At 29.8% G+C, this 12159-nt stretch carries 16 protein-coding genes and 3 pseudogenes; all 19 read left to right on the forward strand.

What is annotated here, in order from left to right; all coding sequences use genetic code 11:
* Positions 1 to 272 precede the first annotated feature (272 nt).
* The 19 genes and pseudogenes from V6E90_RS01995 (at position 273) to V6E90_RS02085 (ending at position 12125) form a co-directional block, all read left to right on the forward strand.
* Positions 273 to 821 (forward strand): hypothetical protein, encoded by a 549-nt coding sequence (locus V6E90_RS01995; protein WP_065342564.1) that lies wholly within the window; start codon positions 273 to 275, stop codon positions 819 to 821.
* 85 nt (positions 822 to 906) lie between these two features.
* Complete coding sequence (locus tag V6E90_RS02000) at positions 907 to 1386, forward strand: hypothetical protein (protein WP_332604367.1); 480 nt, start codon at positions 907 to 909, stop codon at positions 1384 to 1386.
* 161 nt (positions 1387 to 1547) lie between these two features.
* Positions 1548 to 1850: pseudogene (locus V6E90_RS02005) on the forward strand (RHS repeat-associated core domain-containing protein); the annotation flags it as partial.
* A 368-nt stretch (positions 1851 to 2218) separates the two neighbouring features.
* Complete coding sequence (locus tag V6E90_RS02010; RefSeq protein ID WP_332604368.1) at positions 2219 to 2641, forward strand: hypothetical protein; 423 nt, start codon at positions 2219 to 2221, stop codon at positions 2639 to 2641.
* Between the two features lie 36 nt (positions 2642 to 2677).
* Positions 2678 to 3398, forward strand: a pseudogene (locus V6E90_RS02015) (RHS repeat domain-containing protein); the annotation flags it as partial.
* 401 nt (positions 3399 to 3799) lie between these two features.
* Positions 3800 to 4483: a hypothetical protein gene (locus tag V6E90_RS02020; RefSeq protein ID WP_332604369.1), complete on the forward strand. Its 684-nt coding sequence runs from the start codon at positions 3800 to 3802 to the stop codon at positions 4481 to 4483.
* Between the two features lie 137 nt (positions 4484 to 4620).
* Complete coding sequence (locus V6E90_RS02025; RefSeq protein WP_332604370.1) at positions 4621 to 4989, forward strand: hypothetical protein; 369 nt, start codon at positions 4621 to 4623, stop codon at positions 4987 to 4989.
* A gap of 219 nt (positions 4990 to 5208) precedes the next feature.
* Positions 5209 to 5613: a hypothetical protein gene (locus tag V6E90_RS02030; protein ID WP_332604371.1), complete on the forward strand. Its 405-nt coding sequence runs from the start codon at positions 5209 to 5211 to the stop codon at positions 5611 to 5613.
* Positions 5614 to 5679: 66 nt separating this feature from the next.
* Positions 5680 to 6117: an SMI1/KNR4 family protein gene (locus V6E90_RS02035; RefSeq protein WP_332604372.1), complete on the forward strand. Its 438-nt coding sequence runs from the start codon at positions 5680 to 5682 to the stop codon at positions 6115 to 6117.
* A gap of 84 nt (positions 6118 to 6201) precedes the next feature.
* On the forward strand, positions 6202 to 6567 hold the full coding sequence (locus V6E90_RS02040) for a hypothetical protein (protein ID WP_332604373.1): 366 nt from the start codon (positions 6202 to 6204) through the stop codon (positions 6565 to 6567).
* 329 nt (positions 6568 to 6896) lie between these two features.
* Positions 6897 to 7256, forward strand: coding sequence for an immunity 22 family protein (locus tag V6E90_RS02045; RefSeq protein ID WP_332604374.1), 360 nt, complete (start codon positions 6897 to 6899; stop codon positions 7254 to 7256).
* A 316-nt stretch (positions 7257 to 7572) separates the two neighbouring features.
* Positions 7573 to 7871 (forward strand): annotated as a pseudogene (locus V6E90_RS02050) (RHS repeat-associated core domain-containing protein); the annotation flags it as partial.
* 314 nt (positions 7872 to 8185) lie between these two features.
* Entirely contained in the window at positions 8186 to 8806 is a 621-nt protein-coding gene (locus tag V6E90_RS02055) for a suppressor of fused domain protein (RefSeq protein ID WP_005321661.1), read from the forward strand.
* Between the two features lie 53 nt (positions 8807 to 8859).
* Positions 8860 to 9345: a DUF4265 domain-containing protein gene (locus V6E90_RS02060; protein WP_332604376.1), complete on the forward strand. Its 486-nt coding sequence runs from the start codon at positions 8860 to 8862 to the stop codon at positions 9343 to 9345.
* Positions 9346 to 9504: 159 nt separating this feature from the next.
* Complete coding sequence (locus V6E90_RS02065) at positions 9505 to 9942, forward strand: hypothetical protein (RefSeq protein ID WP_332604377.1); 438 nt, start codon at positions 9505 to 9507, stop codon at positions 9940 to 9942.
* A gap of 282 nt (positions 9943 to 10224) precedes the next feature.
* Positions 10225 to 10827, forward strand: coding sequence for a hypothetical protein (locus tag V6E90_RS02070; RefSeq protein WP_332604378.1), 603 nt, complete (start codon positions 10225 to 10227; stop codon positions 10825 to 10827).
* A 37-nt stretch (positions 10828 to 10864) separates the two neighbouring features.
* Entirely contained in the window at positions 10865 to 11173 is a 309-nt protein-coding gene (locus V6E90_RS02075) for a hypothetical protein (RefSeq protein ID WP_332604379.1), read from the forward strand.
* Positions 11174 to 11293: 120 nt separating this feature from the next.
* Positions 11294 to 11614, forward strand: coding sequence for a hypothetical protein (locus tag V6E90_RS02080; RefSeq protein ID WP_332604380.1), 321 nt, complete (start codon positions 11294 to 11296; stop codon positions 11612 to 11614).
* 73 nt (positions 11615 to 11687) lie between these two features.
* Positions 11688 to 12125 carry a hypothetical protein gene (locus tag V6E90_RS02085; RefSeq protein WP_332604381.1) on the forward strand — a complete coding sequence of 146 codons (438 nt, stop codon included), beginning with the start codon at positions 11688 to 11690 and terminating at the stop codon, positions 12123 to 12125.
* Positions 12126 to 12159: the final 34 nt, after the last annotated feature.

Genomic DNA, 12159 nt, shown 5'->3' on the forward strand with positions numbered 1-12159 from the left:
TATAAGAAATAAGACTTCTTAGTATAGTAGTTTCTATTTTTTAAAATATATGCATAAACCACTATGTAGGGAATGAACATGAAACTTTCTATGGTTGGAATGGAAATGCATTTGTAAATACAATATATACGGGGAATAGAACTTTGTGCAAATATTATAAATGGTGTCTTCAAGTTCGATAGAATTGTATAAAACACTAGATTGAAAAATTAGTAATAATAGTGTATTTGTAAATTTTCATCAACGAAAGTTCCATCAAATGGGAAGTCTAAATGAGGTTTTTAAATGAAAAAATTGAAATATCAACGTTAAAGGAATGGTTGAGTGATGAGTTCTTTGAAGTTTGGGTTCACCCTAAGTTAGTTGCAGGTTTTGAAAAAAAAGATATAGATACTGCTGAGTTAAAATATATTGAAAATCACTATAACTCTTCTGAAGAGATTAGTGATGATTACGAAGTTGTGATAACTGATTATTTGTCTGGCTGTTTAACACACGATAGTTTTAATTTGGTTAATGGAATATACATTAAAGACTTTATATCAGCAGTATTGTACTTAATAACTAAGTTATATTTTTCTTATGCGGCATATCCACTTGCTTGGAATGGTGTTTATTTGGTTAATAGAGATAATCTGGATTTTGTTTTTTATGAAATATATGAGGAATTTTACTCATTAGATAATAAACATTTAAGAAATATGTTAAGAGTTTTTTGTATCGAGTTGTTAGGGAGTTATGTTGGTGGGTTAAATGATGAAAACCAAAATAAGTATAAAGAGATAGAGAACTATAGAACCGATAATACTTATATGTATTAGCAATTTTTTTTAAATTCTGATTTTAGTAAATTTTAAGAGTTAGATTAAATCATGAAGGAATTTGGTGGTTTTGTTAAGAGGCTTTATGATTGAATTTAAATCACTGATCAAAATTAATGAAGGTTATATTGATATAAATGAAATTACATCATATCAACAAGTTTCGGGTGTTGGTTGGGACTATGTTGAAGGTAAAATTAAAATTATTTTTTATGGGCATGAGATTTTTGGATCTAATGTTGTAGATGATATTAATTGGTTTTGGGGGGGTGTTGCTGATGGATTTGAAGATTTTTTTGAAAAAGGAATTTATGATGTTGGTTTTCCTTCACAAGCCATAAATTTTACTTTGATTAAAATTAAAGATGATATGGTTGATCTTGAAATATCGTCAAAAGATACTGTTTATTTACGTAAAAAATTTATTTGTTTTGAGTTCTTTAAGTCATTTTTTGAAAGTGCCATTAGTTATTTTCTTTTTGAAAAGAAGTTTAAAGAAAATGAAGCTAATGAAGTGGAGAGAAAAATTTGCTTGATAGAATCATTTAATAAAAAAATAGACTAATATCATTTTTCTTTATAAATATTAGATTAAGCTATGTTGGTAATGAAATTTTTACACATAGCTTGACTAAAAAATTAAAAAAACGGTATTCATAAAATTAATTGATAAAATAATAAAAAAGTTAGAATGTTGATATTTTTATTACTAGTATCCTTGCTTAACCACAAGAAATGAGTGATGACTCTGGTGCTGTCATTTGAAAGGCTGAGTATAAGGCGTGGGGTGAGTGTAAGACTGAGAAGGCTAAATCAAATTTCTTTGAGAACTCAGAAATCATCAGTAATAACATTCGTTTTCAAGGGCAGTATTTTGATGAAGAAACAGGGCTACATTACAACCGTTATCGATATTATTTGCCTTATGTAGGATGTTTTATCTCTAAAGATCCGATTGGGTTGTTGGGCGGTAATAACGTTTATGCTTACGCGCCAAATCCTGTAAGTTGGATTGATCCCTTGGGGCTGAATAAAAATTGTCCTCCAACTACATTATCAAATGATATTCCAGATGAATTTAAAAAGCCAAATGGAGGTTCAGATAAGGCAGATTTTATTACACCTCACTCAGAAAAGCATTTGTATGATGATTCTAAGACCTCAACAAAAAATAAATCTCAATTTGGTCAGGATATCAATGTTAAAGCATTGAGAGAAGATACAATGCTGACAGGAACAAGTGTATATAATGCTGAGCACAATGTTACAAAATATTCAAAGTCATATGACTTTAATATTAGTACAAAAGACACTCCGACTGGTGAAATGAGAGTTTTTATCAGCCATGATAAACCTACAAGGTCTACACAATTTCCATATGTCGATAGAGGTAATAAATGAATCAATTAGAATTAAGATTAGATATTTTGGGTTCAGATCAAAAGATTTATATTGATAATATTGAATTTTCTAATTGTGCTTTAATTAAGCTTAAAATAGATTCTAGACCAATCGAATTTACAGAAGAGGCAATGATTGTATTTAGTGAATTACTTAAATCAATAAACTCTGATGGTAAGTTTTTAATTTTTACTGATGCTTCTGGTATTGCTGATGATGGTGGCTGGGAAGGGGTAGTGGTTAAGCATTACGGGGAAAAAGTTGTATGGAATTTTGAGTATGAAGATGAAAATTTTCATATAGAATTTTCTACTGAAAACTATGAAGATCAAATATTAAATCTAAAAAGTCATATAGATAAGTTACCTAGCCATATTATTTTAGAACCCCAAATTGTTTTTTTCCCTGAACAATGGTGAGCAAACAATATTTTGACGTCGGACTTGTAAAAAGATGATTTACATCTTGAGTGGGATGCTTGTGGGCGGTTAATCAAGAGTCGTAATACAGAATACACTGCGGAGTATCGTTATTTAGATCGTCGTATTCAGAAACGCAGTAAACACCATCATACAGGTGAAGAGCAGAATGTGATTTATGGCTGGGATGGCAATACTTTGGCCTTTGAATCCAATGAACAGATCACCAAGCATTATGTGTATGAGAAGGATAGTTTTTCCCTCTACTGCAAGCAATCTATCGTGAACCGATTGAGCTTGTACAAACCCCTGATTGGACAGATCAGCCTTATCATATTGCCAAAGATCCTTTATGGCGTAAGATTGCCCCAGCAAAATCTTTAGATGATATTTGTTTCTATCATTGTGATCATTTGGGTACGCCTCAGGAGATGAGTGATGCTCAAGGTCAAATGGTCTGGAAAGCTGAATATAAGGCATGGGGTGAGCGCGTATCGGCAAAGTCAGCATCTAACTTTTTTGAAAATTCAGAAATCGTCACCAATAATATCCGTTTCCAAGGTGCATGAGCAAAGACAGAGCATTGCTATGTCGGAAGCGCAAGGATCAAGAAACAGGTTTACATTACAACCGTTATCGATATTATTCGCCCTATGTAGGGCGTTTTATCTCTAAAGATCCAATTGGGTTGTTGGGTGGTAATAACGTTTATGCTTACGCGCCGAATCCAGTGGGTTGGATTGATCCATTAGGTTTAGATAAAGAACAAAAAGAAGTAATAACTCCATCTGGGTCGAAAGAAATATATACAAGAAGAAATGCGACAGGTAATGATAAAACATTAACAACTTCAAGGGCAGCTAGAAGAGAAGCAATGCGTTCACAGAATATACCAACGTCACAAACATATCAAAGTCAAATACATAAAGATTCGACCCAATCGGCTTTATCTTTAAAGCAGTCGGGGCGCTTACATGTTGAAGAAATATATAGAGATGGTCAAAAGGTTGGTACAATTGGGGTTCATAAAGATGGACATGAGTTTCATGATGATAAGACATTTGAAAAACCACATTATCATGGTAAAAATGGGGAGCATTTTTCATACGAGAATGGAAACCCTAGAAATACTAATAAATACGTAGGTGGTTGCCCAACATGATTATATCTAAGATAGAAAAATCAAGTTTATTTAAAATCATTTCTGGTGAGGAAATTCAGTCAAAATATTTCTTTTATATAAAGTCTGATAGTGAAAAATATGAAGATTGTTTTTTGTTGTTGCAAGAAATTATTGAAAAATATGGGGCTTTAAGTGTTGTAGGTTTTGGCTTTGAAAATAATGTTTATAATAGAAGTAAACTTATTATGAATAAGATTGGTTACTTCGGGCAAAATGATTTTAAAGGTTTTTCCTTGAAAAACAGTTTAAATCTGAGAAGTGATATAGGTGGCAGAAATGTTTATCTGTCTCATTATGTAGGTCCTTTTAGTGATTTGGAAACTTTTTATAAGGTAATTCATAATAAGGATAGAAGAATTTATCTGGAAATTATTGATTTTAAATGTGATAGTGAAAGTAAGCTATTACTAAAAGGAAGTTATGTTGGGGTTGATTCTTATTCATGTATAAGATTGTTATTCGGTTTTGATATAAAAGAAAATCTGTATTTATTTTTTTTAGGTGATAAGGTGTTTTTAGATTTGCTAGTTGAAGATTTAAATTTTTGTGTTGAAAATTCCTTTGAAAAAGTTGTTGTAGACCGTATTACTTTTTTGGAAAAAAATAAAAATGAAATGTTAGAGATATTAAATGTTTTTAAGGATGAACTGAATGTTTGATTTTTATTTAATTTTAATTCGTGAGTTTTAAATATAAATACCTTTAAAGGCCGAGTGTAAGGTGGACAACTCCCGAAGAGATACAAAAAAGAAGAAAATTTACGTAAGTTTTCAACAACAGACGCAGGTAAATCTATATGTCCGAATCAACATTCTTACCCATACAAACAAAATTTGGAATTTTATGTTCAAGAACAGATTTTTGGTTAAATAATTTTGTTTTTGATGTGAATGGGAATAGTCTAGAGATTAATATTAACTTTAGTATGGTTAAAAAAAATGAAGATGGGAGTGATTTTAGAATATCTGAACCTTTTTTAATAAGGTTTAATAATGTAAAGAGTTTTAATTTGATTCAATATGATGATTTTGAAGGAAAATTTTCAAATGTTTCTGGTTCTAATTTTGATCAGTCTAATAGTGATAGTAGTGGATTAAATATATATCTTTTGTGGACATATGATCATTGTTTTGAAGTGCATGCAAAGGGATATTCATTTAAATAGTTTATTTTTTATGGCAAGTAGAAATTCAATAATTTTTGATGAAAACCTATATCCAATAGCATGGCATTTTAACTCTGATGATTGCTCTTTATTAGATAAGGAAAAGAAAGAAATTTTTTCTTACGACAAAACATTCTTTTGTGGAGGTGTTCTTAATGAGTGATAATTGGTTAGTGTTGATTAATTGATGTATTTTAGTTTTGTATCGAAGTTGAAAAAATGAACCTTATTAAAAGTAATGGTATTTTAGGGGGTGAGGTGAAGTTTAATATTCTTAATAAGTTAAATAGGCTTGTGGGAGATTCTTTAAGTACAGATTCTTTATTTGAGGAGCTAGGTGAAATTTCAGATCTGTTTTCTCCTTATTTGAATGAGAAAATATTTGAAAATGATGTTTTAATTAAATTGTGGGATGTTTTAGTATATGTATATATTAATAATCCACAGAAGGAAAATAGATCGGATGCTTTATCTGTTATTTATGATGTTTATATTTATGCTGTGAATATAGGTTTTTCTATAGATAAGAAAAAACTGATTAAACATTATCTGGAGTTGAGTGGTAACGATAAATTAGATCAAGAATCTAAAGAAATTTTAGAAGAAATTTTATTTGATATTTAATAATTTTAAAAGTTTGCTTAATTGAGGTTTAGTGATAAATAGCCTGTAATCGAAGAGGGGGCTGTGGTGGATGCCTATTTATTGGATAGATTATCAAAGTTCTATAAAGATAACCCAGAAATGAAAGGGGTTCCATTAACTTTGGATGATATTAATAATGTGGAAAATATCTTGAGAATAAAGCTTCCAGAGGACTATAAGCTATTTGTTAGTACATATGGTGGTTCATACGCAGGTTTAGCTATATATGGTTTGAAAAATGCTGAGATGATGGGGGGTGAAACTGTTATTGAATTAACTAATAGAGCAAGAAAACTTTTAGATGATTTGAAAGTTGATAACTATATTTCAAAATCAGTAGTAGTTTCGGATGATGGTGCAGGGAACCCTATTTTTATAAATATAAATGGAGAAGTATATATTTATTATGTAGATAATGGCGAGTATAATAAGTTGGGGGATTCTTTGGGTGATGTAATAGAAGAAAATTTCCATGAGTGGTAACTATTGAAGAGAAACTATATATGTGAAAGATTATGGGATGCAGGTTGTGTTAAATATTGAAAAATGAGTATAAATGAGAAAAAATTGTTAGATGTATATCAGTTGATAAATCAGTTCTTAGATTATTTAAATCAAAAGGATCAGCATCAACTTGAAGAAAAGTTTGAGTTGTCATCAGCAATGTATGAAGAAATTATTGAGGAATTAGAACTGAACTTTGATAATAATTCGTATGTTTTATCTTTGATACCTTTTAGCGAGATAGAAAGTGTAAAAGTAAAATCTCCTAATAGACCTATTTTTGAAATAGAGGATACCGATGAGGATGGCGAGTTTATTGTTGAGTGTAATATATACAACAAATCAAAAATAACTGATTTAATTTTTCAAGGTTATCTTGAATACGAGGATGGAATATTGAAATTTACATTGCCATTATTTAGGTCTTGATCTTAAAAAGCAAAAACTCATAATAAGTTACTGGGTTTTTGTTTAATACAACATAGATATCGTTTATGATCTTGTAGAGTAAATTACTCTTAAATATTACAATGAAGTATCGGGTAGTGAGATATTTATACTTGTCAAAGAAATTATAGGCTATAACACTGATCAAAAAGTAGAAATTAACTGTATAACTTAATGACAACGGAAATTAATTTTTAGAGTGCCAGAGATCAGAAGGCGGTCAATTAAGTCATACTCAAACATATCGATCAGACATTGGTTTAAACTATTAATATATCAATATGGGACGATTTGGTATAGGAGAGCTATAAATGTCTTTTAAAACAAAGTTACATCTTTGGTTGGGTTTAACAGAGATATCTGAACAAGAGTATTGGGATTATTTTGATGATTCACATGGATTACCAAAATTTTGCAAAGAGGTTGGTCTAGATTGGTTAGACCAAGACTTTATGGGATATCATTTTGATGAGCAGGCTAATGATGTAAGATCTATTATAGATGAGACACCTGAACCTGATCATCATGAAAAAATGTTAAAAGACTCTTTGGATAAAGGAATAAAAAATGCTAATGCTATGTTTTATTACTGGGGTGATGATCCAATAAAAGTTGATAAAGATAAGCGGTATAATACTCTAACTTATATTGGTTGTTATGAATGGGATTAAATTCCTATATTTTACATAAAATTTTATACAAGCCAAATTTTCATAAATTTGATTTTTGGCTTTTTTATTAAATATAGTGAAATTCTTTTATGAAGAAACACTTAAAGCAAGTCAATATTTGACAGGTAATGGAGTAGATGTTGTTGAAAAGAGGGAATCATTTAATGATTTCTTAGAATGGTATTTTGAGGTTTAATTTAGCTTTATAAGAGCCAACTAATCTAGAAAACTGAATATAAGGCGTGAGGTGAGCTCGTATCAGCAAAGCAACCCTTTGCACGAGTGCAAGACCTTGTGCCATATGATTCATATGCTCAAAGCAGCAAAGTCCGCATCTAACTTTTTTGAAAATTCAGAAATCGTCACCAATAATATTCGCTTTCAAGGTGCATGAGCAAAGACAGAGCATTGCTATGTCGGAAGCGCAAGGATCAAGAAACGGGTTTACATTACAACCGTTATCGATATTATTCGCCCTATGTAGGACGTTTTATCTCTAAAGATCCGATTGGATTGTTGGGTGGTAACAACGTTTATGCTTACGCGCCAAATCCTGTAAGTTGGATTGATCCTTTAGGATTAATGGGAATCAGAAAAGAAAACTATCCAACTCGAGTCAGAAAGCCTAAGATGAAACAGTTAGTTGAAAATGCGACGGACTCAAATGGTATAACTAGGTGTCAAAAATGTTCTTGTGATTTAACTGGTCAAACAAAAACTGTACAACATGAGCCACCTCTTGTTGAGACAGACAATACTTTAGGCTATGACACAGATCAAAAAACTAGGAATGATCTGTATAACTCAACAGCAACAGAAATCCATTGTTTAGAATGCCAGAGATCAGAAGGCGGTCAATTAAGTCATACTCAAACATATCGAACAGACACTGGTTCAAACTATGAGGCAAGAAAGCCAAGAGGGAAAAAATGAAGTTTGATAGCAAAGAAAGCTTGATATTAGATATATATCGTTCTCAAATTTTATCTTTGTATATTAGAGAGTGGGGGCAGCCGGAGAATAGATGGATTTTTAAAAAAGAAAATGATATTCCATTAGAAATATATTTTTTCCCTAGGAAAGATAATGATTCTATATCTCGTATAGTAACAATTGGTATAGGGCTTATTAGTCAATTCAAGAAGCAAAAATTTAATTTTGAGTATCTTTTTGCCTTACCATATGATTTTGTAGAGAAAAATGAAGAGATGATTGTGAAATACTTATTAGATATAGCGCTGCATCTTTCTAAGTCAGAGGCAGAAAGTGATATTAGAGTTATTTCAGAGATTAATGTTGCACCGAATTGTTTTTTGCAAAAATCAATTCTTGTTGATGAGGCAAGAGGCGAAGCAGAAGAACTTGCTGATATCTTTATAGCAGAAAAATTTAATAACGTTGCTTTGCGATGGGTAATCCCAGTCTATAAGGATGAAGCAGATTTTATATTGAAAAATGGAATAGAGGAATTTGATTGTTTAGAATCGAGTAGTAATCTTAGTCTAGTTGATATTAATAGAAATTCATTTTTAGATACTCTTATAAATTGAAAATTACTGAAATATTTTATTATTTTTATTGTGTGCTTGGAAGTGTTTGATAAATGGATCGTAGTTTAAGCGTATTAAATATTTATGCAGGAAAAACTAGCTCTGGTAATACTAAAGCAGAGGAAGTCCTTGTAGAAGATATAGATGTAAACACTTATAAGCTACTATCTGCCCCAGGCTTAGCTCTAAATTTAGCAAAAGGTGATATTTTTAAATTTTTTAATAGCGAAGAACCCGTAAAGGTTATACATCGAGGTGGGAATTTTAATATACATATTTATGAGGCGAATTTAACTCTTGAGGATTATGAAGATTTTAAGAATGAACTTTTAGACTATTTAGAAGGAACTATAGATGGTTTGAGTGGGAATAATATGGCTATTACAGTTTCCTCAACTCAAGGTATCCAAAGAGTAAATAGTTTTTTTATAAACTTCAGTGAAATATCAGGTAATAACTGGGCTTTTACTAATATTTATAAGAATTATGAAGATTTTGATGATGAAACATTACTGGATTGGTGGGATAAAAAGTGTTAGTTATAAATTTTTAATCAGTAAATTTTTTGAATAATTAGGTTTTTGTAATTTAATGGTAAGTGATGAGCAGCTGTAACTTAAGTTTTATAAACTGGCTTGGAGTATTTTTAAAAAATAAATAACTTTATAGTGTTGGATTGATTTTTGAGATGAATGTGGATGCTAAAGTTTTATTTTGATACTGTTCCAGATTTTATCGATATACCCGATAATTTTAGAAATAACTCTGGAGTTATTATTATTGGTGAGAAGGATGATTTGTTTAATTTTTTTGATTTAGAAATTAATGAATATTTTTTGAAAGAAAATTTTTTAGTTAATTATTCTGTAGAAATTAGTGATTTTGATTTTTTGGAAAAAATTTTGGATTTTAAAGGTGCTTTTGGTCAAAATAAATATTTGAATTATAATAAAAGTAAATTTTACAGTGAAAAGTTTTATATTGATAAGAGTCTTTATTATTGTGATGTTTCAAAGTATAAGGATTTTTTTGATGAAAACCTAAATTTATTCAGAAGTGGTTTTCTGGTTTTTGTTTTTTTCCAGACAAACTGGTTGGTGATAAGGTTAAATATGTTTTTCCTTTGGATTTTGTAAATAATTATTACGGAAATATATATCTTAATTTTCCTGAGAATTTCTTGGATAATTGTAACCTAATTAAAAGGGTTGATGAGTTTCTAATTAAAAAGGAATATTTGAATGGAACAGGAACGGTGCTAGGGATTGATTTTTATGCAAAGTATTTGATGATTGATCGGAATGAGGTGATGGTGGTTAAAAGTTTAAGTTGATTTTTATACAATTTTTTATAAATACGGCTATTTAATTTTTGGTTAATTAAAAAATAAATTCTTTTTTATTTTAAGGAGGATTGTGGTGGAGGTCGACGAGAAGGGGATTCTGTATTTAATTGATAAAAATATATGTGAATATAGTGAGCTTCAATATGCAATTTTAAATGGTGATGGTAATGTTCTTTCTGAAGGTTATTCTATATTTTCACACAGAATTGGAAAATATTATGAAAATTCTAAAATATTAGCGAATAGATTAACTTATGATAATTATATTTCTTTTTTAAATGATAAAAGTAAAGACGTAAGGTGTTCTGTTTTGACTCTTATTAGGGATAGTTTTACATTGTATAATTCTAATGTAAGTTTGATGGAGTGTATTTTAAATATTTCTGTTGATGGTAGTGATGAGGAAAGAGTGATAGTTAATACGATACTAACTAAAGAAGTAGCGAATTTTTATAAAAAAGAAGTTGATCGTATTTTGGTTGGTTTTGTTGAAAAATTTGGAGGTAAAGGTTTTTTTGACTACTACACATTTAATTATTTGTATGAGTTGTTGGTTAGATTTGAGAGTAAGGATTTAATAGATAGACTGCTCATGGTAGGGAAGGATAGTAATATAAGTGATATCAAAGAAGCATACGAAGAAATAATTAAGGGTTTAATAATAAAAAATATATGAAGATGATGTATTTTTTAATTTTAAAGGTTTTTTATATATGATTGATTTTTTTGAAATGAATGCTAATAACCTGAAGTTGGTCGTGTTTAAAAGCTTTTTAGGTGCTATTGCAAATAATGTAAGAGCAGTAGCATTCGACTTTAATGATGAAACTATATTTATTTATGGGTATTTAGATGTAGAGCCCAAAGATGAAGATTATGAAATAATTGATATTGCTGTTACAGAAATAATGGCAGCTTATCCACAGTTTTTAAAACAAAAAATTTATTTAGAAAAGTCAGAAAAGCCAATAGGCAAGTTGCTTTCATATAAAGGTTGGGTTTTTTGTCGATATGAAGAGTAGAGCTAGTCTAGGTATGGTTAAGTTTTTTATGAAGCTAGAACAAACTGAAACAGCAGATATGGATATAAAAAGTACAAAGATTTTTATCAAGTTTCAGGTCGTAATCACGGAGATTAAATGATGTCAGCTGAGTTATATATACAATTCAATGATAAAGAGTGGTTTGAGGGAAATAAGTTAAAAGTGATTGATAAAATTAAAGAATTTAAAAGTTTTTCTGTGTTTGATCTGGAAAAGAAAGTAGTTTATTTGAAAGATGAAAGTGGAGATAATGGTTGGGTTTATGATGTTAGATTCTTCTTTCATGAGAATTATATTTTTTTTGAAGTATCCTCACATGGAGAAACTGTAACTTCAGATTTAATTAGATTTTTTGGCTGGTTACGTAATAATACAACTATTTCTATACAAGATGAGGATGGAGAACTTTCAAGTTGGTGAAATAGGGTGGATCGTGAGTAGCTATCCATTTAAGTAGCTTTTTTTAGTATATTTTTATGGTGAATAGAATCCGATGATTGTTGAAATAGAAATTCCCTTTTGGCAAGATTCCCAATGTCATGTTTTTACCCAACATTATCGGGATGATTTAATTACCTATTTTACATGTTGGGATGACAATGCTGAGTTGATAAAAAACAAACTCGGAGAGATTTTTTTTAATGATGTTTTAAGTTTCAAAATTGAAACTAAAATTAGAAGTTACCTAATAGATGAGCCCGAGTATAGGTCATCTATATATGAGATTTTAGATTCTAAAGTGATAAGAAAATACTTAAAGAAAAGAGAGAAATGGGAGTATACTAAAGTTAACATTAAAGATTATAGGTGTTTTGTTGTTAATAGTCATGATTATCAGATTGTAATTATAGCAAAAAAATATACATTTAAACTAATTTCAGTTGATCCGCATACAGAGGTGATATATAAAAAAATTTTAGAGTTAATTTAGCAATAAGCTAGTAAAATTTAACTTGCCCAATATA

It is taken from the genome of Acinetobacter sp. ESBL14 (genome assembly GCF_036668815.1).
Classification (GTDB): Bacteria; Pseudomonadota; Gammaproteobacteria; order Pseudomonadales; family Moraxellaceae; genus Acinetobacter; species Acinetobacter gyllenbergii.